Raw genomic sequence first — 24,811 nt, 5'->3', positions numbered from 1 at the left:
TTTTTTAGAAGTTCACCTGTAAACCACAAGACCATGTTTTCTGGAAAGGCCAGGTTCTGCCGAAAATACCGGCCTCACCGGTAGTGATTTCCGGATCGAGCGGTAAGCCAACATTGGAGATGGTTGCGATATTCTGGGCACTACCGTAAATGCGTACACGTTGTAAATGCGCGCGTTTGGTCCATTCATCCGGCAGCGTATAGCCGAGGGTGATATTTTTCAGACGCAGGTAAGCGAGGTTCAGCAGATATTTTGACTGAGGGTAGAAGTTATTGCTACCGTCCAGGGAAGTCAGACCTGGTACTTTACCATTGTTGTTGCCTGGATAAGGATTTGGATAACGGGCATCCTGATTGTCCGGAGTCCAGAAATCGATTTGGTGTGCGTACAGGATGTCGCCAGCGCGGTACATCGGAGTTGTTACGTCTCCCTGACCCCAGTAATCCATTTTACCTACACCCTGGAACAGTACGTCCAGATCGAATTGTTTGTAGCTGGTGCCGAGGCGGATGCTATACTGGTAGCGTGGACGGGAGTTACCGATACGTTTCAGGTCACCATGATCGGCGAGGGTACCTTTACCACCGTCGATTACGCCGTCGCCGTTGAGGTCTTTGTATTTGATATCGCCAGGACCGAATTTGAAGTTACCGCTAACCAGTTTGGACTGATCCGGAGAGTTTTTAACATCGTCATCTGAAGTAAAGTAACGATCGGTTTCAAAGCCCCAGATTTCTCCGAGCACCTGACCTTTATAGTTTTGGGTGAGGAGCATGGAAGGGTTGTTCCATTCTGTAACAACGGTTTTGTTGTCCCAGAAAGAGAGGGTACCATATACGGTCCAGTCTTTTTTCAGGTTGTAGTTACCGTCTACAGATATTTCATAACCACGGGTACGCAGGCTGCCGTCATTAATTTTTGGAGCGCTGGCACCGAAGGCACCAGGTACTGCTTTACTGGTGATCATACCATCATTCACACGTTGGTACCAGTCGAAGGTTACGTTGATGTGATTATTGAGCAGGCTGATGTCTGTACCGAAGTCGAGGGTGCGTACTCTTTCCCACTTGAGGCTCTGGCTAACCGGAACAGGTGTTGCGGCGCCCAGTGCATAACTGTTGCCCACCATCCAGTTGACGTTGCTGGTGTTGATAGCAGGGATATAATATTTTCCACCCAGGTCCAGGTTGCCCAGGCTACCATAGGATGCGCGGAGTTTCATGTCGGACAGCACTTTGCGGAAGGGCTGCATGAAATTTTCCTCAGTGATGCGGTAACCGGCAGAAACGGATGGGAAAAATGCCCAGCGGTCGTGTGCAGGGAAAGAGGCGGCGCCATCATATCTGCCGTTCAGTTCCAGTAACCATCTGTCTTTGTAGCTATAGTTTACTCTTCCGAACATACCTGCATAGGCGGTGATGTAGTGGTAGCCACCAACAGTCTGGTCTCCAACAGCCAGTGGAAGTTCAGCTTTGGTAGGGTCCAACGGTGAACGTCTGGAAGCGGAGAAACCGAGGGTATCAGTATCTTCAGAGTTCATACCGGCCATTACTTTCAGGTGGTGGTCTTTACCCAGCTTTTTATCGTAGGTGGCGTAGATGTTGAAAGTATTGGTTTTAAAGCGGCTGTTTCTGTAGGTAACGATGTCGTTTGCATCACCACCAACGCTGGCGAGTGGCATAGTAGACTGCCAGAAGTCCCACAGCATTACTTTTCCACCTACTTCATGACGAACAACGTTATCGCGGCCAATGGTGTAGTCTGCACGTACGTTCAGGTCTTTGGTGAGTTTCAGGGTAGCGCCCAGATTTATGCGGCTATAGTTGTCTGTCACCGTATTGGTATTGGCGTTAGCCATGAAACCGGGCGTATGGCGGAAATATTTTCCCTGGTAGGTGCCGTAAGGGAAGTAGGCTCCCCAGCGCCACATATACTGGAAGTAGTTCTGATATTGGTAAGGAGCGTCGTATTCGTAGTTACGGTACATCATCTTCATGTCCAGGTCCAGCCATTTGGTAACAGCGGCATTCAGGGCACCGGTGATGTTGTATTTTTTCATGTTGTCGGGGTTGAGTTTCATAACACCACCCGCATTATTGAAGCTACCGGAGAGGTAGTAGGAGAGTTTTTCACTTCCGCCCTGTACGTTCAGGTTATGGATTTGCTGAGCGGTCCATTTTTTAAACATGATATCCTTCGGGTTCCAGACGCGGTAGAAATAAGCCGGGCTGGTGGCTGTGGGGAGATCAAAGTCTTCACCAGGTACCATTTCCATGCCCTGACGGTTGTTGGCATATTTCTCTTTCCAGTTGATGATACCATCACGCAGTTTTGTCAGCTGCATACCGAAGAGTTCGGGAGAGGCAGGGCCGGTACGTTTGGCGGCATTGATCATTCCGGTGAGTTCGGCTACCGGGTCTGCGAAGTCGGGCAGGCTGGTAGGAGAGTTCCAACCGAAGTTGTTGGAGTAGGTGATTTTTGTTGGCATGTTGCGCACACCGGATTTTGTTTTGATCAGCACTACCCCAAAAGCGGCGCGGGCACCATAGATGGAGGTGGAGGCGGCGTCTTTCAGTACAGAAATACTTTCAATGTCTTCCGGGTTGATCAGTGTCAGATCTGGTGTTTCCACGTTATCTACCAGGATCAGCGGACGGCTGGTACCGTTGAGGGAGCCGGCGCCGCGGATGTTGATAGAAGGGCTTGCGGTGAGTCCTCCGTTGGAATACTGGATGTTGAGGCCCGGAGAAATACCCTGCAATGCTTTGGAAGGATCTGTGATCGGCCTTCCCTGCATGGTTTTGCCGATGTCAACGGTGTTTACAGCGCCGGTGAGGTTGGCTTTTTTCTGTGTACCGAATCCTACTACAACTACCTGCTCAAGTGAGCGTTGGTCAGGTGCAAGGAGAATTTGCAAAGCATTTTTGCCAACAGAAACATCTTGTGGTTGGTATCCGATGAAGGTTACGTGTACCACAACAGTACCTGCTGGTGCGTCTAATGAAAATTTACCGTTGACATCAGTTACGGTACCCTTTTTACCGGCCATGACAGTGGCCCCGATAATAGGTTGCTGGTTGTTCTTGTCCAGTACGATCCCGGTGACCATCTGTTGGGCCCAGGAACTCGCACAAACCAGCAGAAAACTGAAAATGAAAAGTAGCCTTTTCTTCATGTTTCGAGATTTAGATGTTGGCTGTTTTGAATAGTTTTTAAAATATAACGTGTTAAAATACAGGTGATTACTATGTTGATTGTCTAGCATTTATGGTTACGGTCAGAACGCGGTATAGTCTCTCAGGTACACGGAATCTTGCATTTATATGCGTTTTACTGCATGAATGTAAGGTAAAAATTTTTGAAAAAGGAGCAAGTTAATGGAAATTGCGTTTATTTAATGCGAAAAACTGCTAAAACACGCATCGTTAATTTGAATTAGAATTTTTTAAATTTGTGAGCAAGCAAAAAATTCCCCATAGCATGTTGAAAGAAGAGCGTCAGGCTTTTATAATGAAGCAGATCAACCTGCACAACAAAGTTTTGTCAACCGATATCAGTGCCATGCTCAGTATTTCTGAAGACACCGTCCGACGCGACCTGAAAGAAATGGCAGAAGAAGGTAAGGTATTGAAAGTTCATGGCGGCGCCATCGGCCGCTCTTTTCATTATCCTTTCAATGAAGGCAATACTGTATATGCGCAAGCTGCAAAAAAGCAAATAGCCGAAAAAACACTCAGACTGTTGAAGAACGATATGGTCATCCTCACCGGCGGCGGCACCTCCATGATAGAACTGGCCAAAGCCATCCCGGAAAACCTGAGGGCTACGTTTTTCACCATCAGTCCTCTGGTAGCCCTCCAGCTGGTGGAACATCCCAATCTTACCGTCATCACCATCGGCGGACAATTATCCCGCAGCTCCCATATTCATATAGGCGCCAGCGTTATTAACCAGCTGGCGGATATTAAGGTAGATCTCTGTCTGCTGGGAGCCAATGGTTTTTCTGTACAGGATGGTATGACAGAATCAGACTGGGAAGTAGTACAGGTGAAAAGAGCGATGCTCAGGGCTTCCAAAAAAATGGCCGTCCTCAGTATTGCAGAAAAACTGAATTCCTCCCAACGTATGAAAGTGTGTGATGTTAACCAGATCAACTATCTGATTACAGAACTGGAACCCGACAACCATTTCCTGGCTGCCTATCAGCATCTCGACCTGCAGTTGTTTTAATGGGCGAGCATTTTACCCGTCTTATGCTGCCAGGCCACCCTGGTCATCTGTAATATCACCGATAATATAATACAGGCCAGCCCTATATAAAAAGCACCATTGAGGAGTTGGTTCTCATGAAAGAGAATAAACGCCATCACAATGCTATACACTGGTTCCAGATTAAAACAGAGGTTTACAGTAAAAGGAGAGATTTTTTTCAGTGCATTCATGCTCAGCGTGTACATGCATATTGTGCAGAGCCATGCCAGTACCAGCAGGTAGATAAAATCGGAAGTGCCGGGTATAAAGGAGGTGACAGGGAAAAAATGCAGATAAAACGGCAAGGCGATGGAGAGCACTACCAGGCCAGTAGACAATTCATAAAAGGTAATGGTATTGGTATCAAAACGTTTGACCAGCCGCTTGTTGTACACGGTGAACAAAGCGGCGAACATGGCGGAGATGATTCCCAATATGATACCGGTGCGGTATTGCGTATCGAAATGGAAAATCAGCAAAATCCCGAAAAGCGTCAGCATACTGAGCAGCATTTCGACGATATCAAAACGACGGCGGTTGAGCAGCGGGTCAAAAATAGCTGTAAAAAGACTTGTCAGCGAAAAGCAGATTACTCCGATAGAGACGTTGGAATATTTGATGCTGCCATAAAAAAACAGCCAGTGCAAAGCTACTACCACGCCTGTAGCGCCTATCGGCAGAATATCTTTCCAGGGCAGTTTACGGAAGGTGCCCTGAAGGCGGAACAATATGTACATGGTCACCGAAGTGAGCAACAACCGGTACCATACCAGCAGACCTTCATTCAGAGAGATAAGTTTGCCTAAAATGCCGGTAAATCCTGCAAGAAATACAGAAAGATGCAGCTGGAGAAATGCTTTTTTCATTTTATCAGTCAGAATGACCTGCGTTGAAACCGGCAGGAAGCACGGGTTCGCACCTACGAAGTTTCTCTTCGCGGGAGCCGCATGTTTCCTGCCGATTTATCCTTAGTTGGTAACTCTTTTTTTATAGTTACGGAAAAGACTTTGCCACTGAATTTTTAACACACCTAATACACCTTCCTTAATGATACCTTTGCTCATTTTGGAATATCCTTCGCGGCGGTCTTTAAAGGTAATGGGTACTTCTGCAATGGTAAAGCCAAGTTTCCAGGCGGTAAATTTCATTTCGATCTGGAAGGCATAGCCTACAAACTGGATCTGGTCCAGGTTGATTGCTTCCAGCACGGTATTCCGGTAACATACAAAACCGGCGGTAGGGTCTTTTACCGGCATCCAGGTGATCATCCCTACGTAAACAGAGGCACCGTAGGACAGTACAGCACGGTCCCATGGCCAGTTTTCAGTTTTACCTCCTTTGACATAGCGGGAGCCTACAGACACATCGGCACCACCTTTGGCGCAGGCGTCGTATAGTCGTACCAGGTCTTTGGGGTTGTGGGAGAAATCCGCATCCATTTCAAAGATGTACTGGTAACTTCTGGCCAGTGCCCATTTGAAACCATGGATGTAAGCGGTTCCCAGCCCTTGTTTGCCGGAACGTTCTTCCAGGAACAGTTGTCCGGGATACTCGCTTTGCAGCGATTTTACAATATTACCTGTACCGTCAGGAGAACCATCGTCCACAATCAGGATATGGAAATTCTGCTGTAAGGAAAATACAGCGTCAATGATGTTGCGGATATTATCCTTCTCATTGTACGTAGGAATAATGACAAGCTTTTCCAATTCAGCCGATAAAGTTTTGTGTACTGCGAAATTAGTTCAATTACGACGCAAGATACCCCGTTCCTGAAAAATATTACAGTTTTTTTAACATCATATTGTGATAGATTTCTGACAGTTTTTGCTTGGTATTGAGCGGAAAATCTGCCTTCATCATCCAGTCATAGTATTGAGGCTCAGCCTTCAGCACTTCTTTTACGGGGCGTCCTTTGTATTTACCGAAGTTGAATACTTCCTGTCCGCCCTGCATAACGATACGACGGGCAAAGTCGATGTATTCTTCTTCTTTGGTAAAGTCTGCCAGTCCATCGATATCCTGCTGGAGGTGTTCGTAGCGGCCCAGCTGGGCTTCCAGGATCTCGTAGGTGGCCAGGGCGTCTGCTTCGGCGCTATGGGCGTTTTCCAGGTGTTTGTCGCAATAGAATTTATAGGCTGCGGCCAGTGTTCTTTTTTCCATCAGGTGGAAGATGCGCTGAACGTCCACAAATCTGCGTTTGGAGACATCGAAGTCCATCTCTGCACGGAGAAACTCTTCTACCAGCAGCGGAATATCGAAGCGGTTGGAGTTATATCCGGCGAGATCGCAGCCGTCCATAAACATTTTCAGTTCGTTGGCCGCCTGTTTGAAGGTGGGCGCATCTTTAACGTCTTCGTCCTTAATACCGTGAATTGCTGTAGATCCTGCAGGGATAGGCATTCCCGGGTTGATACGTTTTACTTTGTTTTGGATGGATTTATCAGGGAATACTTTGATGATAGCAATTTCGATGATGCGGTCTGTGGCCACGTTGGTACCGGTAGTTTCCAGATCGATTACGGCCAGCGGCCTTTTGAGGAGCAAAGAAGGCATTATATATCTTATTTATTAATGTTATTGTGTTTTTGAATTAATCCCGCAAATGTAGGGTATTATTTGTGTAGGAGCTTCTCCAGTGATGGGAAATCCAGTCCGTCGTAGGTGCCGGAGCTCATCAGGAGGAGGTTGGCATCGTGATAGTTCTGTTCCTCCAGGAAGGCTTCCAGCCGGGCTCTGTCGTTGAAGACATGAAGGTCTGTGCGGCCAAATTTTTCCATGATCAGTTCGGGTGCCAGGTCGGGCATACGTTTTATTTCGAGGGCATGTTTGCTATAGAATACCACGGCCACATCGGCGGCTTCCAGTGCTCCCTGGTACTGGGAGAGGAAGCTGGCATTGAGGCTACTGTAGGTATGCAGTTCGAGTACGGCGATGAGCCTGCGTTGTGGGAACTGCTGCCGGGTGGCTTCCATGGTGGCTTTCACCTTGGAAGGGGCATGGGCAAAATCGCGGTAGATGACACTGTGATCGTTTTTAGCGACCAGTTCCAGTCTTTTGGCAGCACCTCTGAAAGAGGCGATAGCGGCCAGGAAGGCTTCGTCTGACAGTCCCAGTTCGTTGCACACCAATTTGGCAGCATGCATATTGAGGAGGTTATGTTCTCCGAATACTTCCAGATCGGCATATCCTTCATCAAAAAACACGCGGGTTACACCATCCCGGATCATGTGGATGGGCGTGGTATAAGGTATCAGCCGGAGATGGCGTCCTTCGGCGGTCACGAGGTTGCTGAGGGCGGTGTCTCCGCTGTTGTAGATCAGCACGCTGCCCGGCTCCATCTGACGGAGGAAGAGGGCGAACTGCTCCTCATAGATCTCGTAAGTAGGAAATACGTTGATATGATCCCAGGCGATGCCGGTGAGTATAGCTATCTGCGGGTGCAGGAAGAGGAATTTGGGTCTTTTTTCGATGACGGAAGCCGGGTATTCATCTGCTTCGCAGACGATGAGCGGTGCGTCGGTGATGTTAACGGACTGGTTAAACCCTTCCAGTCTGGCGCCTACGAGGTAGTCAAAAGCTTGCTGGTTGTACTGCAGCACATGCATGATCATGGCGGTGGTGGTGGTTTTACCATGACTGCCACCTACGGCTACCCTTGTTTTATTTTTACTTTCCTGGTAGATGTATTCCGGGAAAGAGTAGATTTTGAGTTGCAGTTCCCGGGCGCGGATGAGTTCGGGGTTGTCTTCCCGGGCATGCATACCTAATATGACCGCGTCTATATCGGCGGTGATGCGGGTGGGGTCCCAGCCGAGTGAGGCGGGCAGGATGCCTGCCTGCCGGAGATTGGACAATGCCGGTTCAAATATCTCGTCGTCACTGCCTGTCACCTCATAACCCTTATGCCTGAGTGCGATGGCCAGCTGGTGCATTACACTTCCACCAATTGCAATAAAATGTACTTTTGCCATAACCGGGAAAAATATGTCCGAAAAGATAACTTTGATATCTTCTGATACCAAAAAGTTACCTAATCTTAAAATGGTATAGTTGTTTTTTTTAATGTATTATTTATATTTGCAAAATAACGTTACAAAAGACTATTAAAAAAGTTGTCGTATCATAAATTCCTATGAAATTTCGTTTACTTATTAAATCTTCTCCCATTATGAAATCGTTTGTAAGAATTTTGGGCTGCGCAGGTATGGTGTGTATCTTTGCAGCTTTCTTAACTTCGTGCGCAAGCCGTCAGAAATTAGGTTGTCCGATGAGGGGAATGGCGAAGGCTCCAGCCGCACATCATAATAAAATGAGCTAACTAATGAATTGGAAAACGTTAACCAGTGAGGAACAATTGCAGGAAATCAATGTGGCTTCTGCTCATCAGCCGGTAGTGATCTTTAAACATAGCACGCGGTGTTCTATCAGTTCGATGGCCAAATCCCGGCTTGAACGTGCAGCAGCTCCCGATGGGTTAACGTTTTATTATCTCGATCTGATTGCTTACCGCGACCTGTCTGGCCAAATAGCGCACACTTACCAGGTACAGCACGAATCACCCCAGGTGCTGCTCATCCGTAACGGAGTATGTACCTATGATGAGAGCCATAACGGTATCAACATGGATGAGATTGCCGATCACCTGAACGGATAATAGACTAGCTTTGTGCTATCATATCGTATAGCACATGAAACATCGTATAGTAGTAGCAGTTACTGGTGCCAGCGGGTCGATATATGCGAGGCAGTTGCTTAACAAGCTGCATGCCGCTGCCGACCAGCTGGATGAAGTAGCCGTTGTAATGACCGAGAATGCCAAGACTGTCTGGCAAACAGAACTGAAGAACGAAGATTATCATCAGCTGCCTTTCCGTTTTTATACCCAACAGGACTTTCACGCTCCTTTTGCTTCCGGTTCCGGGAGATTTAATACCATGATTATCTGCCCCTGTTCCATGGGCACCCTGGGCCGTATTGCCACGGGTATCTCCAACGACCTGATCACGAGGGCGGCGGACGTGGTGCTGAAAGAAAGGCGTAAACTGATTTGTGTGGTCAGGGAAACGCCCTATAACCTGATGCATATCCGTAATATGGAAGCGGTAACACTGGCGGGCGGAATCATCTGTCCGGCTACACCGTCGTATTACAGTCTGCCTGCCACCATTGAAGAGGTAGCAGCCACTGTAGTGGACCGTATTGTAGACCTGGCCGGCGTGGAGCAGCAAACCTTCCGCTGGGGCAGTGATAATAAAGCAGAATAATTATCTTCGTTTATTCATCAACCTACTTTATCATCATCATGAAGATAGCCATCATTAACGGGCCTAATCTCAATCTGCTGGGCAAGCGGGAACCCGGTATCTACGGCAGTGAGTCTTTTGAAGATTATTTCAAGAAGCTGCAAAAAAGTTTTCCTGCTGTAGAACTCAGCTATTTCCAGCACAACGTGGAAGGAGAGATCATCAATCATCTCCATGAGATCGGCTTTTCCTATGATGGTATCCTGCTGAATGCCGGTGGTTATACCCATACTTCCGTAGCCATCCGTGATGCCATCGCAGCCATCAAAGCACCTGTCATCGAAATTCATATCAGCAATGTATATGCCCGGGAGGAATTCCGGCATACTTCCCTTATCGCGGCCAAATGTGTAGGTTCCATCTGCGGATTAGGTATGAATGGGTATCGGCTGGGTGTGCAGCACTTTTTAAATAGTATCGAATTTGATTTTGCGGTAAAACCACCCAGCTTTCAATAAAAGCCAAAGAACATTTGATTAATAGTAGCAGCCATTGATGTATATCAATGGCTGCTGCTCTTTTATCTCCCTATATCAGGAGCATCCTCAGTATCACATAAATCACAGTTGGGAAAGTCATTGAAAAGTAGTTATTTGCGGGCACTCAAAACCACAACCGAGTTTAACCTCTATTTCAAAACCTCTATTTCAAAACCATTGCTATGAAAAACACCTTCAGTGGCAAGCTGCTCGCTTGTTTTTTCCTATCGGTCTTTGTACTGTCCTCCTGTAAAAAACATGATGATCCTGTGACACCGGTTTACAATCTGGATACGCTGTATGCGCATGCTGTAGCGGATGCCATGATTACGGACAGTAACAAGATCTCCAAAAACCTGTGGGCTATCACAGAAAGTAATCCCAATCTTCAATGGAAGACGATTAATGGTCAGACTTATGTACTGATGGCTACTTTTATGCGTTTTCCGACCAGTTATCCGGAAGGCGATTCCATTACCAATACGTGGGGCGAGTCCTGGCTGTTTATTCCAAAACAGATGAAAACCCGGATTGGTCAGAGTTTTACGCCCACTTCCGATACGATCCTTCGTGTCAGCCAGCTGCTGGGGTTGCCGCCGGTGAATCCCAAGAGCAATACGCATATTGCGGAAGTGTGGGTGAAGGCCGTTAATTTGTTCCGTCCGGCAGGAGATCCGGCCATTAATACCACTACAGCCGGTCCTGTACTGATTCCTTCTGCACCGGTGGATTATGTTACGTGGTTTAACAATTACATCATTTATGCGTACTACCGTCCGTTGGTAACGGCAACAGATTACCATTATCCCTGGACGCGGATGGGATATACCTATGACTGGGCTTATGGAGCTAATAAAGTGGGGTTGAGCGAGTATGTGGTAAAGGCTTCTTCCGGTATGTGGGTAGAGAAAGTACGCAGGGCAGCTGATTACTTCCGTTGATCGGGAGCAGCAGGCCGCCCTGCGTAGCAGGGTAACTAACGGTTACAGATATTTGAAATTTGTTTTCGGCGTGATCTGTAATAAAGTCTGATAGATCAGCTGAATTGTATTTTCGATATCATCCCGTTTCACCATTTCAACGGTGGTATGCATATACCGCAGTGGTAAACTGATCAGTGCGGATGGTGTACCATCGTTGGAATAGGCAAAAGCATCGGTATCGGTGCCGGTGCTGCGGCTTACGGCATGCAGCTGGTACGGGATCTCGTTCTTTTTAGCAGTTTTGATGATCAGGTCGCGGAGGATGTTGTGTACAGCAGGGCCATAGGTGATGCTGGGACCGCCGCCGCATTTGATTTCCCCTTCAATGTTTTTGTTGATCATCGGGGTGGTGGTATCGTGGGTTACATCGGTGATGATGGCCACGTCCGGTTTAATACGTTTAGCGATCATTTCGGCGCCGCGCAGGCCAACTTCTTCCTGTACCGCATTCACAATATAGAGGCCGAAAGGCAGTTCCTGTTTCTTTTCTTTCAGCAGGCGGGCCACTTCCGCGATCATAAAGCCGCCGATACGGTTGTCGATGGCGCGGCAGATAAAGTAGTCGTAGCTCAGTTCTTCAAAGCCATCTTCAAAGGTGGCTACACAGCCGACATGTATGCCCAGGTCTTCCACTTCTTTACGGGAGCGGGCGCCGCAATCCAGGAAGATGTTTTCTACTTTGGGCTGGGGCTCTTTGCCGTCGCCGCTGCGGAGGCGGGTATGAATGGCAGGCCAGCCGAATACGGCTTTTACAATCCCCTTTTCAGTATGGATATTGACTCTTTTGGAAGGTGCGATCTGCTGATCAGAGCCGCCATTGCGGATTACATAGATCAGCCCTTCGGGGGAGATATAGTTTACGAACCAGGAAATTTCATCTGCGTGAGCCTCTATCACCACTTTAAAAGGTGCTTTGGGATTGATGATACCTACTACAGAGCCATAGGCATCTACCTGGTGTTCATCAATATATGGTGTCAGATATTTGAGCCACAGTTTTTGTCCTTCTTTCTCAAAACCAGTGGGAGATGGATTGTTCAGGTAGTCTTTGAGGAATGCCAGTGATTCCTTGTTGAGGATGGATTTCTGTTTCTTGGACATAAGAATAGCTTTTTGCGATCGGACAAATGTAGCAAATTACGTTATACGACGGCAGGCTTCTTTTATGCCTGTGCCCAGTAAATCAGGAGGTGTAGCAGGGCCGACAGGGCCATGAGTCCATCGAGTACGAAGTAGAACAGATAATCTGACGGGTTGTGCTGCGCTTTGCGGGTGAGCAGAGCGGTGATCACTACGGGCGCCATCAGGGTAGCGATGACGGGGATGGTTGTTTCCGGGCCCAGGAGGCCGGCAGCAACAGCAGACAACAACAGGGTGAGGTAATATAAGCGGTTGAGGTTTTTCAGGTCGAGGTAAGTGATCAGGCTGCGGATACCTTCTTTTTTATCGGATTCCAGGTCGCGGTAGTCAAACAAGATACAGATCGCATAAATCAGCAGGAAGCGGTGCACTGTAAAAAAAAGCAGCGCCCAGGAGAAGCCCAGATTGGCTACCAGTGCTGGCAGCAGCGTAGTTACATAGGTCCATACTGCTGTCAGAAACAGGGTTTTACCGATCGCGATTTTACGCAGCCAGGTAAATGTTTTGTGTGGCACCTTGGGAGCGGAGTAGAGGAAGGTGAGGAAAGCGCCTCCGCTGAGGGCCATCCAGTGTTCCCGCAGTTGCCAGAAATAAAAAAGGGCGCCTGCCAGGCCTATTCCACAAAACACAAGCATCATGGTACGATGCCGTTCACCCCACTGCAGCCGTTCTGAAGAGGAGTAGGTGCCAGGTGTCAGGTACCAGTGAAAATTATAACTACAGATAGTGGAAAAAAATACGAACAGATAAAAGGTACAATGCGGATAATCCAGATGAAGTAACTGGTTAGTCTGCCATATCATCAGCAGTGCGCAAAGTGCAATAAAGAGGGAGGTGAAAAGGAAAAAGTTAAAAACGGACCGCATAGAAAACAATTACGAATTACGAATAGCGAATTACGAATTACAAGGGGGCCCGGGAGCCTGCGTTTGTAATTCGTAATTCGTAATTCCTAATTAGTTACAAAGGTATATTACCGTGTTTTTTTCTGGGCATATTCACCACTTTATTTTCCAGCATTTTAAAGCCTTTGATAAGTTTGGCGCGGGCTTGTTCCGGGATGATGACTTCATCGATATAACCTTTTTCTGCGGCCAGGTACGGGTTGGCAAACCGGTCGGTGTAATCTGTCACCAGTTCAGTGGTGCGTGTTTCCGGGTCTGCAGCGGTATCGATTTCCTTTTTGTAGATGATCTCTACGGCGCCTTTGGCTCCCATAACTGCAATCTCGGCTTGCGGGAAGGCGTAGTTGAGATCGGCTCCGATATGTTTGGAGTTCATTACACAGTAGGCGCCACCGTAGGCTTTACGGGTGGTGATGGTGATTTTGGGTACCGTAGCTTCGCAGAGGGCATAGAGCAGTTTGGCACCGTTGGTGATGATACCGTTCCATTCCTGGTCTGTGCCGGGGAGGAATCCGGGTACGTCTACCAGTACCAGCAGCGGGATGTTGAAGGCATCACAGAAGCGGGTAAAGCGGGCACCTTTTACAGAGGCGTGGATATCGAGTACACCGGCCAGTACAGCGGGCTGGTTGGCCACAATACCGATGCTTCGTCCGGCAACGCGGGCAAAGCCTACAATGATATTGTCTGCAAAGTCTTTATGTACTTCAAAGAAGCTGTCGGTATCGGTGATCTGAGCGATGACTTCCTTCATATCATACGGCTGGTTGGGACTGGCCGGAATGAGGGTGTTGAGGGCGTCCCGCAGTTCGTTGCCTGGTTCGTAAGGATATACCGGTGCTGTTTCTTCGCAGTTTTGCGGGATATAACTCAGGAGTTGTTTGATGTTTTGTATGCATTCCACTTCGTTGGCGCAGGCGAAGTGCGTCACGCCGCTTTTGGTAGCATGTGTCTGGGCGCCGCCCAGTTCTTCAGAAGTCACTTCTTCATGGGTGACGGTTTTTACCACGTTGGGGCCGGTCACGAACATGTAGGAGGTTTGTTCCACCATCATGATGAAGTCGGTGATGGCGGGTGAGTATACGGCGCCGCCGGCGCAGGGGCCCATGATGGCGGATATCTGTGGGATTACGCCGGAGGCGCGGGTGTTGCGGTAGAAGATATCAGCATAACCGCCCAGGCTTACCACGCCTTCCTGGATACGGGCGCCGCCACTGTCATTGAGACCGATCAACGGAGCGCCGTTTTGCATGGCGAGGTCCATGATCTTGCATATTTTACGGGCATGAGGTTCGGAGAGGCTACCGCCATATACAGTGAAATCCTGTGAAAAGACATAGGTCAGTCTGCCATTGATGGTGCCATATCCTGTAACTACGCCGTCGCCGGGGAATTGTTCCTGATCAGTGGTTATACCTCTGTTGCGGTTGGTCACCAGCATATCCAGTTCTTCGAAAGATCCTTCGTCCATCAGGAGTTGCAGCCTTTCGCGGGCGGTCAGTTTTCCTTTTTTATGCTGTGACGCGATCCGTACTTCGCCACCACCTAACATAGCTTCTTTAATCTTCGACTGTAATTCCTCGATCTTGTTCATATGTGGAAAAATGAATGATAAAGCTTTAAAAAATAAAGGATTCCGTTTAAGGAATCCCTGATATCTTGTAAATGTAAGGCTTTTGAAAGACTATCTGTTCCGCCGGAACGGAAATTTTGGTGTGGGAATGGTATCACTGAAATTGCCGGCGTTGTCGCGGAGGAACACGATATAGTGGGCGCTATCATTGGGAACAGGGTTGTAGGCGGCGGCGAAGTCAATTTCCTGGAATGGCATGATCACGTCGGCTTTCACCTTGTTGCCCCTGTTTTGTCCGATGTTAGGCATTTTATAGAAGGTCCAGATGGTATCGTGGCTGGTGGCTTGCTGACTGTCTTTGAACATGGCCACGGCGATGCTGTCTTCAATATCTCCGTCACCGTCCTCCACCCGCATGGTGAGTACAAAGGTTTTGGTGGTAGGTGTTATACTGTCTTCAGAATAACTTTTGAAGGATAGCAAAGGTTTGGTGCCGATTTTATCCTTTTTACAAGCATAGAAGAGACCGGCGGCCAAGATCAAAAAGAGAATTTTCTTCATAAAACAAACCTACATTAATTTAGGAAATATACAAATATTCAGCTATCTCTGTCTCCCTCCCGGAAAACGTTTTTTTCGGGTCAATTGTTACTTCCGGTAGGTAAATTTATTCTTCTCCCTAACTTTGTGTTCTTTTAAAGACCGATATCCATGCGCGTAGTTTCGCCCGACCATATATTCTCCCTGCAACACCATGAGCTGGAAACGGCCGCTCTGGAGGTGTTTCATTACCAATACCAGGAAAATGAGCTTTACCGTGCCTATACGGATGCCCTGCGTATAAATCCCCAGGAAGTGAAAGGTATCCTGGACATTCCCTATCTGCCGATCCAGTTTTTCAAGACCCATACGGTGGTATGCGGCCAGTTTGAGCCACAGCTGATATTTGAAAGCAGCGGCACTACACAGACCGTCAACAGCCGCCATCTGGTAAAGGATGCAGCCATTTATACCCGGAGCTTTATGATCGCCTTTGAGCAGTTTTATGGGCCGGTGACCGATTACGTAGTGGTGGGGCTGCTACCTTCCTATCTGGAGCGGCAGCATTCTTCGCTGGTATGTATGGTGCAGGAGATGATTGTACGTAGTGGCCGTGAAGAAAGTGGTTTTTACCTTTATGAGCATGATAAGCTGTTTCACCAGCTGCAGGCTTTGGAGGCAAGGCAACAGAAGGTGCTGCTGATCGGTGTTACTTTTGGTTTGCTCGATTTTGCGGAGAAATATTCCCTGCAGCTGCAGCATACCATTGTGATGGAAACCGGCGGGATGAAAGGGCGCCGGGAAGAATGGACCCGTAATGAGGTACATGATTTTCTGAAAAACAGATTAGGCGTTGACGTGGTACATGCTGAATACGGTATGACCGAATTATTGTCACAGGCCTATTCCCGCGGGCAGGGGTATTTTGAAACGCCACCCTGGATGAAAGTGTTGCTGCGTGATGAAAACGATCCCTTCCAGCTTACGGCCGGCAAAGGGTCAGGGGTTATGAACATTATAGACCTGGCCAATATTTATTCCTGCGCATTTATTGCTACCGAGGACATCGGAAAGATCCATGAAGACGGCCGTTTTGAAGTATTAGGCCGACTGGATAACTCCGCTTTGCGTGGTTGCAGCCTTATGGTCAGCTGATACCATTACGAATTATAAATTATGAATTACGAATTACGAATTACGATTAAAATATATTTGATTGTCGTAATTTGTAATTCGTAATTATTCTATGCTTATGCCTATTAAAAAACAGGTTTTACTCCTTGCCTGTATATTGCTGGCCTCTACCCTGCAGGCGCAGATATTGAAAAAAGTGAAAGACAAGGTTCGTCATCTTGCCGGGGCTCCGGTTGATACCGTGTTAACTGAGGGACCTTATGAGACAGAGCACAGCGGCCCGGTCAGCAAGGGGCCTTCCCTTATTATTGGCGGAGATCAACAGGTGCAGATAGATTCCATATTTGAATTTGATATAGCTGTTTACCAGGAAAGTGAAGCCTGGGAAGGCGGTCAGCGTGTAGAGAAGGGAGGGGAGGAGATGATGATTTATTACAGCAGTGCGAGGCCGCAGCTAGGCGTACATCTGCTAAGTAAAAGTACGGGGGCGCGGTATCGTTTTTATGCTGATTTTTTAAAGGGGGCCCAGCTGAGCATTACAGCTATCCATCAGGTGGGGAGCGGCACCCGGGAGAAACTGAACCTGAATACGATGGAACCGGTATATCCCGGTGAGACGGGGTATCTTAACCGGCTTATCCGGACCGGAGAGAAGAAGGTAATTGCCGGTATAGCCTGTGAAGAATATACAGCTGATACTACACGCCGTGATTCCGCCAGTATCGGAGTTACCAGCAGGGTGCTTACAGCAGCCAGCATCTGGGTGCCACAGGAGCCCCACACGCTGTTTCCCGGTTATGTTTTTATCCCTGATCATTATAAAGACCAGATCGAACAGCTCCTCATAGCGGGCAGTTATCCTCCTATAGCCCTGCCGTTGGAGACGCACCTGGAGTACAGTAACGGGGACAAGGTAAATACCTGGACCACTGATATTGTAAGAGGGGAAAGCCGGATGGTGGTGGTATCAGAAGTGATACGATAGCGGGCCGGTCTGCCGCATGGCTGCAGACCGGAGCCGGTTCCTGCGGTTTATTGCCTGCTGCTCTGAGCGGCAGCATTGAGCAGTGCCGGCAGTTTGGAAGGATCGTACATCATGTCGGCGAGCGAAGACATATAGGGGAAGGAGTAATGGTCCATGCCGAATTTGTTCAGCAGGTATACGTCCAGTTGTTCTGGTGCGGTATGGCCCTGTATATAGTCGCCTACGTAAAAGAGGAAACGTTGTTTTTCCTTTTCAAACAGCAGCACCAGCGCTACTTTGTCTTTAAGCTGGTCGCGGAACGGATTTCTGAATATTTTAAGTATCTGTGTAAAATGGGCGGAAGTAAGTGGTTCAGAAGGATTGGGCAGCAGCTGGGTGCAGAAATAGTCCACAGCCAGATCATCGAAGTAGCTGATACCGTTATCTTCTCCCGGATCGTTGTGCCAGGTGGCCCATTGCAACAGCTCTGCCTGGGTAGTGTGGCCGGCCAGCAGTGCTTCCAGCTGATGTATTACTCCTTCACGGGTAGGTGCGGAGTCTTTAGCCTGAGTGAGGGCACCAACTATCTCCTGATAATAATCTTCATGCATGTTAGCGGCAGTCCTCAGCAGAAGGCGGGTAACATCTTCTCCGGAATCTTCCGGGTCTAAAGGTTGTAGGTTTATTTCTCCGTACAGGTCCTGTAACACTTCCTGTTTAGTTTTAGTTCCACGCAAGTATGCCTTCAGCAATGAAATAAAGTATACGGACGTTACAGGGGGCATCTTATTTTTCATGGGCCTTTTTTAATCACGCAGCAGCGTTCAGGCCAAAAATAGCATAAATTGAATAACATTTATTTGCGTTTTCAGGAAAACTAAAACATTTAATTTTCCGTAAGCTTTCTACAGGCAAGATGATGGACGCAGTGACCCCGGATAAAAACTGGTGCAGTAATTGAGGAATGACATCACCGCCCGCACGCAGAAAATGGCTGTAGTAACCGGCCCGGCACTGACCGGTACAGGCAATCAAACAACAGACTGAACTTTGACCCCAGCAATCAGACAGCACTCCGCTTTCAGGTATAAGTCATATATCTAACTATTTCACTCAGTTTAAATTCACAAAAATGGAAAAAAAATCAATCAACAAAAAAGTGCTTTTTTCCGGCTCTCTCGTAGCCAGCGCTATCCTGGGTCTTGCTGCCCTGCAACCTACAGCTGCCAATCCGGTTAGTTATACTAATCTTGGCTCTGGTGCTGCTGTCAGAAGCGTCCTGACTGGTCATTCCTCCCCTGTCAGTGCAGTAGAGCTTTCTTGTAGTAACCACAAGGATTCCACTATGAAATCCCATGAAGGTAAATGCTCTCCGGGCAAATGTGCGCAAGGCAAATGTGTAGGTCACAAAAAGGGCAAAAAAGGCGGCGGTAAAGGCAAGCCTGCCGCTGATACTACCAAGTCCGGCAAATAATTTCCCATTAAATTAAAAGGGAAAGGCGGTTACAGGTCTTTCCCTTTATCCTTTTACCAAAATACCTGGTCATGGTAGGATTAGGCTTTCGCCGCGAGATTGCGGAAGAGATGATCAGCGGAACGCTGATCACTCCTGACTTCGTTGAATTTGCTCCGGAGAACTGGATGAACCTTGGTGGTTACTGGAAAAAGATGTTGCACCGGGTAGTGGAAAAGTATCCGGTACTCTGCCATGGGCTTTCCTTGTCTGTCGGCAGTCCTGAAGAGCTGGACAAAGCGTTCCTCCGTTATGTGAAATCTTTTCTGGAAGAATATAAAATACAACTGTACTCAGAACATCTGAGTTATGCCAAATGTAATAATGCCCATCTGTACGATCTGCTGCCAATGCCTTTCCGGATGGACGCGGTAAAACATATCGCCGGCCGTATCCGTCAGGTGCAGGACTTTCTTCAAAGGCCGCTGGCTATGGAGATCATCTCTTATTATATATCGGTGGCACCGGAAATGAGCGAGATTGATTTTATCAACGAAGTGGTAGCACAGTCTGACTGTCAGCTGCTGCTTGATATTAATAATATCTATGTCAATGCCTTTAATCATCATTATGATGCGAAGACATTTATTTCACAGCTACCGCTTGATAAGGTAGCTTATATACATATGGCTGGTCATGAGCAGGTATCCCCGGATATGATCCTGGACACACATGGGAATCCGATTGCAGATCCGGTATACGATCTGTTTGAATGGGCCATCCAGCGGATAAAACCGGTGCCGGTATTGCTGGAGCGGGATAACAATATTCCGGCTGTGGAAGCGCTGGAGACAGAACTGACGCGGCTGAAATCGATTTGTCAAAAACAATGGAAACAGAAAAATGAACTCGTTGCCTGATACATGGCAGCTGCAACAGCAGTTTGCGACCCATTGCCGTACCGGCGACAAAGTAAAGTTGCCTGGCGTGCCCCAGGACCGTCTTGCCCACTATCGCCGCACTATTCTGCATACGGTGAAAGCTACCATCGAAACCGCTTTCCCGATTACCTCCACCAATATCCCCGCGCGCAAATGGAACAGAATGGTCAGCACTTTTTTTGCTAACCATGCTTGCCAGTCGTACCAGCTATGGAAGATGCCGCTGGAGTTTTACACTTATTCGGTGGAAAACAGCTGGGATGAAGTATATGGTATACCGTATCTCAGTGATCTGCTCGGATTTGAATGGGCGGAGATAGAAGTGTTTAATATGGAAGATATTGCTCCGGCTCCTTTCAGGCAGGAAGGCAGCTGGCTGGAGACGCCGCTGGTACTGAATCCGGAGTACCGGTTGCTGTCATTTAGTTATCCGGTGCACCTGGAAGCGAAGGCAGCGCGGTTGCTGAAACAGAAGGGGGCCTGGTTTGTGCTGTTGTACCGGGAGGCTGGTACCGGCCATGTACAGTTTACTGATCTCTCGCCCTGGCTGGCTTTTGTAGTGGAGCAGCTGGTGCAGGGGGTAACGGTGAGGGACATACTGGATTATTCGCCACAGCTTGGAATAACGTTGACAGATACACTGGAAAAAGATACGCTGGCATTTTTAGGTAATATGTACCGGCAACATTTTGTGCTGGGCTTTCAATCCTGAATCATGCGTTTTTATGCTGCATATGCGCGCCGGCTTTCGGCGCTGAAAGATATTCCCCTGTTGTTTTTCCGGCTGGTGCTGGCTTATGGTTATTATCATCCGGCGCTGCTGAAGTGGAAAGATATCCACAGTATTGGGGACTGGTTTGGCCAGTTGCATATCCCTGCGCCTTATATCAGTGCTTATGTGGTGGCTGTTACGGAAACGCTGGGTATCATTTTGCTGACGCTGGGACTGTGGGTGCGTTATATTACACTGCCGCTGATGATCAGTATGGTGGTGGCTATTATTACAGTACACTGGGCCAATGGTTTTGAGGCCGGTGACAATGGTTTTGAAATCCCTCTTTATTATATTCTCATGTTATTTACCCTGTTAGTGTATGGAAGTGGTAAAATAGGGTTGGATGCATTGTTGGAGCGTAACCGTTAGGGCTATACTACGATGTTCTGATCGCAGGATCAGCTGGCTATAGGGAAAGAGTAATTACCCAGGCTGCAATCGTGGAACTGTTGCATAATTTCCAGCCCTTCTTCATAAGTGTCTGGTTTGACTACAAAAGCTTCTGCACCCAGTTTGATACACTGTTGTTTCTGTATCTCATTCAGGAAAGTGGAATAGATAATAACCCGGATATCCTGGTACCGTGTGTGCTGCTTCAACAGTTCCAGTGTTTGCGTACCCGTAAGTCTGGGCATATTCAGATCAAGGACAATGAGCGAGGGTAATGGCTTTTCGTATAGTGCATCCAGGTATTCGAGTGCCATCATGCCATCCTGTACAAAATGGATGTTATCTGAAAAAGAAAGCTCCCTGCACATCATTTCCATTATGAATACGTCCTCAGGGTCATCGTCGGCTATGAGGATCTGTGCATATTTCTGCATGTTAGGACAAATATTTTTGTAACAATAAGTTAAAAATCTACCTGCAAAGCGGATGCCTGACGCTATACTGCTGCCAGCTGGCTTTTTGCGGGGTATAACCGATACTTTCTGCGGTATCACGTCCTTGACGGGCTACAAAATGTGGAAGAATGTCAGCGCCACAGAAAGAAAACAGAATCCGGATGTAAGTTGCTGCTAAAACAAGCTACATATGAAAAAGCACCTGATGATGGTTTTGTCCATTGGTATAACGGTCACGGCTGTAGCGCAGGTAAAAGTGCCTGCAGCAGCCAAAACGGCCTTTGAAAAGGCTTATCCCGGCGCTACCAAAGTGAAGTGGAATAAAGAAGGGATTGCTGATACCGAAGTAAGTTTTGTGCATAATGGGAAACATCAGTCTGCTGTTTACAATCAGGCAGGCATCTTGCAGGAAACAGAGGAGACGATTGCTGTATCAGCTTTGCCGGCAAGCGTTACTGCTTATTTAAAGGAGCATTATAAGGGCGCCCGTATTGCAGAGGCGGCAAAGATTACCAAAGCCGGTGGCGAGGTAAATTATGAAGCTGAAGTGAATAAGAAAGATGTGTTGTTTGATACCAATGGCAAATTTCTGAAAGAAGTAGTAGAACATTGAGCATGAGCAAATGCGAATGATGGGTGTGTTGCTGTAATGGCAGCACACCCTTTTTTAATTACGAATTACGAATGGAAATCCTGATTATTACCAAGGAATAGTTTGCCACTGATGGGTGAAAAACTGTCGGGTGGGCACTTCTTCCTGGGCTGCCTGTACAATGATCCTGGCGCCTTCAGGGATTTCCAGCAAAGCATCAGCGGTGCCCATGGAGGTCTTCACCCAGCCGGGGCTTACAGTATAGGCGCTGACGGTAGTATCACGTAGTGCTTCCTGGAGATATACAGTGAGCAGGTTGACCATTGTTTTGGAGCTGTTGTAACCGAATTTTTTTACATGATAGATGGGAGAAGCGGGATCGGCCTGTAACTGAATGCTGCCCAGCTCACTGCTCAGGTTGATGATACGTCCGGTATTGCTTTTCAGCAGGAGAGGAAGCATGGTTTGCGTGAGCAGTAGCGTACCCCATACATTGGTATCAAAAACAGCTTTAAGCTCTTCTATGTCTGCCTGCAGGATAGTATTGGCCATTCGTTGAGCGGGCAGCCGGGAAGGGCTGGCATGGGTGATTGCAGCGTTGTTAATGAGAATATCCAGGTGGCCGTACAGGTGATAGATCTTTTCGAAGAGTGCCTGTATCTGTTGAGGCTGGCTGATATCCAGCGGGAGGAAGGCGGCGTGGGGATATTCGTGTTGCAAGCTGCGGACGGCAGCTTCACCTTTTATAGGGTCCCTGGCGGTGAGGATAACTTTTACTCCCTTTTGCAATAACTGCCGGGCGGCTTCCAGGCCCAGCCCACGGTTGGCGCCGGTGATGAGCGCAATCTTTGCTGACATAACGATGTGTTTTATACAACAAAGCTCATGAACATCCGGGCGCCGGAAATTGTCTTAAGGCAATTAATGGAAGCTCAGGTTTGCATGCGGCGCCGTAGCCGGCTGAGGGAAGAAGGGGTGATGCCGATAAAGGAGGCAAGATGTTTCAATGGCACCCGTTGCAAAAAACGGGGCTGCTGTAGCAGCCGGTTGTACCTTTCCTGCGGGGTGTCGAGGAGTAGTGAGGTAGCTCTGCACATGGTGCCTACTAATATTTCTTCCATCAGTTTCCGTCCAAAGGATTCGAATCCGGGTATTTTTTGATAAAGTGCATGCAGCTGATCGTAGTGAATGGTAGTTATTTCGGAATGCTCCAGTGCCTGGAGGTAATAGCGGGAGGGCTGCCGCGTGAGGAAGCTGGCCGGTTCGGTAATCAGGGTGTTTTCAAATACAAGCCAGGTGGTCGTTTCATTACCGGCTTCATCTACAGCAAAAAGCCGGAAGGCTCCTTTCAGGATGATGGAAAGCGTGTCACAGGTTTGTCCTCTCCGGAGGATAACAGTATCTGCCGCAATTTCTCCGAAAGAAAATTGTTGCAGTACTTTTTCAAGGTCCGGATCGGACAGGTTGCAATAGCGAGTGATAAAATCAGCCAGTAGTTTTCTGTTGTCCATCGGGCTGAAATTAGCCATTTAATTTAACAGTTTAGTGGCATATGGATGGTGGGCTGGCATCCCCTTTGTTTTCCAGTAGGTAAAACCATGCGATATGAAAAAGATATTATTTATCGCGTTAGTGATTGCCAGTGGTTTGTTATACCAGGGTGCGTTACAGGCACAGGTGAGGCTGAATGTGAATTTTAATGTTGGCAGTCAGCCTGTATGGGGGCCGGTAGGGTATGACTATGCTCAATACTATTACTTTCCGGACATAGACGCCTATTATGATGTTGCCAGCCAGCAGTACGTATACCTTAACGGAGGAAGCTGGATGTTTGCGCCCACTTTACCACCGCGATATAACTTTGATGTGTACAGGGGGTATAAGGTAGTTATCAATCAACCGAACCCCTGGATGCAAGATAATGTTTACAGGAATAAATATGCGCGTTACAAGGGGCAGGAATGGTACGGCAGCCAGCCGATCATCCGGGATAGCCGGGACAGCAAGTATTTTATTGTGAAAGGGCATCCGATGTATGGCAAGGGTAATGAACAGATGCATGCACGTGGACATGAAGATCATGGTGAAAGAGGACACGGACATGATCATGGGCATAACTAGTAAAATATTTTATAACAGATGCAGGAAGATAAGGAATGGCCGGTGTTTTGCCGGCCATTCTTTTTTATGAAGGTATTTTGCAACTGCCGGTCAGTGTTTTTTCGGCTGCTATTGCTTTAGGAAAAAGGATATTGTTTTCGAGATGTATGTGCTGGTGCAGGTCGTCCTGGAATTCTTTGAGTATGCCGTAGGTAACACGATAGGTGTTGCAGGCATTTTCGGGTGGTGTGTAGTTGTTGCTCAGCTCAGCTATTTTGCGGAAGCGTTCCCCTTCCTGGTCGTGTTCGCCCATCATGACAGCGATGGGTTTATCCACTTTGCTGACAGCGCCGGATTCGAAGTATTCGCCTGCCTCCTGTTTTTTGACGATTTCCCGGATGCGTGGGAAAAGTATCAGTTCTTCCTTTTCCATGTGGGCGGTGAGCTCTGATGCCGCGGCGGTAAACAAGGCTGCTATCTGCCACAGTTCAGGATGTTCTTGTCCATGTACCTGGCAGACTTTTCTCAGGTATTGGTGGAGGACTGGTATTTTTTGTGCGACATAATGGTGGTGTTTGCGGACAATATGTTCTGCTAGCTGATCGAGTGGCCATATGTGATAGGTTTGTATACTACATTCAGGCGTTGCCGTTATATCATGCAGTTCGTTCAGGATAGGGGCCATGTCGAGTTTTTTTTCTGTGCAAACCTGGCCTATGGCCCGGTTTCCTTTGCAACAGAAGTCGATGCCGTGGTGGCGGAAAACGTCGGCGGTGCGGTAGTCGGTGGCAACCAGTTGGCCAATGATGGTGTTTTCATTGATTTCCATA

The 24,811-nt window shown here is 47.9% G+C and carries 27 protein-coding genes; 13 read left to right on the top strand and 14 right to left on the bottom strand.

The window, feature by feature from the left end:
• Window positions 1-4: 4 nt before the first annotated feature.
• Window positions 5-3,175 (bottom strand): SusC/RagA family TonB-linked outer membrane protein, encoded by a 3,171-nt coding sequence (locus DF182_RS05670; RefSeq protein WP_161964068.1) that lies wholly within the window; start codon window positions 3,173-3,175, stop codon window positions 5-7.
• Between the two features lie 305 nt (window positions 3,176-3,480).
• On the opposite strand from DF182_RS05670, the gene DF182_RS05665 reads away from it, so the two are divergent.
• Window positions 3,481-4,230: a DeoR/GlpR family DNA-binding transcription regulator gene (locus DF182_RS05665; RefSeq protein ID WP_113614687.1), complete on the top strand. Its 750-nt coding sequence runs from the start codon at window positions 3,481-3,483 to the stop codon at window positions 4,228-4,230.
• Here the strand turns inward: DF182_RS05665 and DF182_RS05660 are convergent.
• The 4 genes from DF182_RS05660 to DF182_RS05645 all read right to left on the bottom strand — a co-directional run bounded on the left by DF182_RS05660 (window position 4,227) and on the right by DF182_RS05645 (window position 8,225).
• A complete protein-coding gene (locus tag DF182_RS05660; protein WP_113614686.1) occupies window positions 4,227-5,117 on the bottom strand; it encodes a DMT family transporter in 891 nt (296 codons plus the stop codon). The genes DF182_RS05665 and DF182_RS05660 overlap by 4 nt on opposite strands.
• Before the next feature lie 102 nt (window positions 5,118-5,219).
• Entirely contained in the window at window positions 5,220-5,960 is a 741-nt protein-coding gene (locus DF182_RS05655) for a polyprenol monophosphomannose synthase (RefSeq protein WP_113614685.1), read from the bottom strand.
• Between the two features lie 73 nt (window positions 5,961-6,033).
• Window positions 6,034-6,807 carry a 3'-5' exonuclease gene (locus tag DF182_RS05650; RefSeq protein ID WP_113614684.1) on the bottom strand — a complete coding sequence of 258 codons (774 nt, stop codon included), beginning with the start codon at window positions 6,805-6,807 and terminating at the stop codon, window positions 6,034-6,036.
• A gap of 59 nt (window positions 6,808-6,866) precedes the next feature.
• On the bottom strand, window positions 6,867-8,225 hold the full coding sequence (locus DF182_RS05645; RefSeq protein WP_113616786.1) for a UDP-N-acetylmuramate--L-alanine ligase: 1,359 nt from the start codon (window positions 8,223-8,225) through the stop codon (window positions 6,867-6,869).
• A 350-nt stretch (window positions 8,226-8,575) separates the two neighbouring features.
• Between DF182_RS05645 and ytxJ the strand changes: the two genes are divergently transcribed.
• The 4 genes from ytxJ (at window position 8,576) to DF182_RS05625 (ending at window position 10,977) form a co-directional block, all read left to right on the top strand.
• Window positions 8,576-8,908: a bacillithiol system redox-active protein YtxJ gene (gene ytxJ / locus DF182_RS05640; RefSeq protein WP_113614683.1), complete on the top strand. Its 333-nt coding sequence runs from the start codon at window positions 8,576-8,578 to the stop codon at window positions 8,906-8,908.
• A 34-nt stretch (window positions 8,909-8,942) separates the two neighbouring features.
• Window positions 8,943-9,518 (top strand): UbiX family flavin prenyltransferase, encoded by a 576-nt coding sequence (locus DF182_RS05635; protein ID WP_113614682.1) that lies wholly within the window; start codon window positions 8,943-8,945, stop codon window positions 9,516-9,518.
• A 38-nt stretch (window positions 9,519-9,556) separates the two neighbouring features.
• Window positions 9,557-10,015, top strand: coding sequence for a type II 3-dehydroquinate dehydratase (aroQ, locus tag DF182_RS05630; protein ID WP_113614681.1), 459 nt, complete (start codon window positions 9,557-9,559; stop codon window positions 10,013-10,015).
• 203 nt (window positions 10,016-10,218) lie between these two features.
• Window positions 10,219-10,977 carry a hypothetical protein gene (locus tag DF182_RS05625; protein ID WP_113614680.1) on the top strand — a complete coding sequence of 253 codons (759 nt, stop codon included), beginning with the start codon at window positions 10,219-10,221 and terminating at the stop codon, window positions 10,975-10,977.
• A 42-nt stretch (window positions 10,978-11,019) separates the two neighbouring features.
• Here DF182_RS05625 and DF182_RS05620 read toward each other — a convergent pair whose 3' ends face one another.
• The 4 genes from DF182_RS05620 to DF182_RS05605 form a co-directional block, all read right to left on the bottom strand.
• Window positions 11,020-12,120 carry a M42 family metallopeptidase gene (locus DF182_RS05620; protein WP_113614679.1) on the bottom strand — a complete coding sequence of 367 codons (1,101 nt, stop codon included), beginning with the start codon at window positions 12,118-12,120 and terminating at the stop codon, window positions 11,020-11,022.
• Between the two features lie 62 nt (window positions 12,121-12,182).
• Window positions 12,183-13,025 (bottom strand): UbiA family prenyltransferase, encoded by an 843-nt coding sequence (locus tag DF182_RS05615; RefSeq protein ID WP_113614678.1) that lies wholly within the window; start codon window positions 13,023-13,025, stop codon window positions 12,183-12,185.
• Between the two features lie 94 nt (window positions 13,026-13,119).
• Window positions 13,120-14,658 carry an acyl-CoA carboxylase subunit beta gene (locus tag DF182_RS05610; RefSeq protein ID WP_113614677.1) on the bottom strand — a complete coding sequence of 513 codons (1,539 nt, stop codon included), beginning with the start codon at window positions 14,656-14,658 and terminating at the stop codon, window positions 13,120-13,122.
• Between the two features lie 90 nt (window positions 14,659-14,748).
• A complete protein-coding gene (locus DF182_RS05605) occupies window positions 14,749-15,198 on the bottom strand; it encodes a hypothetical protein (protein ID WP_113614676.1) in 450 nt (149 codons plus the stop codon).
• A gap of 150 nt (window positions 15,199-15,348) precedes the next feature.
• Here DF182_RS05605 and DF182_RS05600 point away from each other — a divergent pair, with 150 nt between their 5' ends.
• Both DF182_RS05600 and DF182_RS05595 read left to right on the top strand, forming a co-directional pair.
• Complete coding sequence (locus DF182_RS05600; protein ID WP_113614675.1) at window positions 15,349-16,332, top strand: LuxE/PaaK family acyltransferase; 984 nt, start codon at window positions 15,349-15,351, stop codon at window positions 16,330-16,332.
• Between the two features lie 97 nt (window positions 16,333-16,429).
• Window positions 16,430-17,296 carry a hypothetical protein gene (locus tag DF182_RS05595; RefSeq protein WP_147243356.1) on the top strand — a complete coding sequence of 289 codons (867 nt, stop codon included), beginning with the start codon at window positions 16,430-16,432 and terminating at the stop codon, window positions 17,294-17,296.
• Window positions 17,297-17,343: 47 nt separating this feature from the next.
• Here the strand turns inward: DF182_RS05595 and DF182_RS05590 are convergent, their stop codons facing one another.
• On the bottom strand, window positions 17,344-18,072 hold the full coding sequence (locus DF182_RS05590) for a hypothetical protein (RefSeq protein WP_113614673.1): 729 nt from the start codon (window positions 18,070-18,072) through the stop codon (window positions 17,344-17,346).
• A gap of 335 nt (window positions 18,073-18,407) precedes the next feature.
• Here DF182_RS05590 and DF182_RS05585 point away from each other — a divergent pair, with 335 nt between their 5' ends.
• The 4 genes from DF182_RS05585 (at window position 18,408) to DF182_RS05570 (ending at window position 20,813) form a co-directional block, all read left to right on the top strand.
• Window positions 18,408-18,749 (top strand): hypothetical protein, encoded by a 342-nt coding sequence (locus tag DF182_RS05585; protein WP_113614672.1) that lies wholly within the window; start codon window positions 18,408-18,410, stop codon window positions 18,747-18,749.
• A 71-nt stretch (window positions 18,750-18,820) separates the two neighbouring features.
• A complete protein-coding gene (locus tag DF182_RS05580; protein ID WP_113614671.1) occupies window positions 18,821-19,648 on the top strand; it encodes an HvfB family MNIO-type RiPP peptide maturase in 828 nt (275 codons plus the stop codon).
• A complete protein-coding gene (locus DF182_RS05575; protein WP_113614670.1) occupies window positions 19,632-20,381 on the top strand; it encodes an HvfC/BufC N-terminal domain-containing protein in 750 nt (249 codons plus the stop codon). The genes DF182_RS05580 and DF182_RS05575 overlap by 17 nt, the downstream gene beginning before the upstream one ends.
• 3 nt (window positions 20,382-20,384) lie before the next feature.
• Complete coding sequence (locus tag DF182_RS05570; protein WP_113614669.1) at window positions 20,385-20,813, top strand: HvfX family Cu-binding RiPP maturation protein; 429 nt, start codon at window positions 20,385-20,387, stop codon at window positions 20,811-20,813.
• A gap of 29 nt (window positions 20,814-20,842) precedes the next feature.
• Here the strand turns inward: DF182_RS05570 and DF182_RS05565 are convergent, their stop codons facing one another.
• Complete coding sequence (locus DF182_RS05565) at window positions 20,843-21,268, bottom strand: response regulator (RefSeq protein ID WP_113614668.1); 426 nt, start codon at window positions 21,266-21,268, stop codon at window positions 20,843-20,845.
• 211 nt (window positions 21,269-21,479) lie between these two features.
• On the opposite strand from DF182_RS05565, the gene DF182_RS05560 reads away from it, so the two are divergent.
• Window positions 21,480-21,902 (top strand): PepSY-like domain-containing protein, encoded by a 423-nt coding sequence (locus DF182_RS05560; protein WP_113614667.1) that lies wholly within the window; start codon window positions 21,480-21,482, stop codon window positions 21,900-21,902.
• Window positions 21,903-21,989: 87 nt separating this feature from the next.
• Here the strand turns inward: DF182_RS05560 and DF182_RS05555 are convergent, their stop codons facing one another.
• Window positions 21,990-22,739 (bottom strand): SDR family NAD(P)-dependent oxidoreductase, encoded by a 750-nt coding sequence (locus tag DF182_RS05555; protein ID WP_113614666.1) that lies wholly within the window; start codon window positions 22,737-22,739, stop codon window positions 21,990-21,992.
• Window positions 22,740-22,813: 74 nt separating this feature from the next.
• A complete protein-coding gene (locus DF182_RS05550) occupies window positions 22,814-23,293 on the bottom strand; it encodes a Crp/Fnr family transcriptional regulator (RefSeq protein WP_394337286.1) in 480 nt (159 codons plus the stop codon).
• A gap of 193 nt (window positions 23,294-23,486) precedes the next feature.
• On the opposite strand from DF182_RS05550, the gene DF182_RS05545 reads away from it, so the two are divergent.
• Complete coding sequence (locus DF182_RS05545; protein WP_113614664.1) at window positions 23,487-24,002, top strand: hypothetical protein; 516 nt, start codon at window positions 23,487-23,489, stop codon at window positions 24,000-24,002.
• 64 nt (window positions 24,003-24,066) lie between these two features.
• Here the strand turns inward: DF182_RS05545 and ric are convergent, their stop codons facing one another.
• On the bottom strand, window positions 24,067-24,810 hold the full coding sequence (ric, locus tag DF182_RS05540) for an iron-sulfur cluster repair di-iron protein (RefSeq protein ID WP_113614663.1): 744 nt from the start codon (window positions 24,808-24,810) through the stop codon (window positions 24,067-24,069).
• Between the last annotated feature and the right edge of the window lies 1 nt (window position 24,811).

The organism is Chitinophaga flava, assembly GCF_003308995.1.
Classification (GTDB): Bacteria; Bacteroidota; Bacteroidia; order Chitinophagales; family Chitinophagaceae; genus Chitinophaga; species Chitinophaga flava.
The sequence above is the reverse complement of the archived record's forward strand: the minus strand, read 5'-3'. Positions and strand labels throughout refer to the sequence as shown.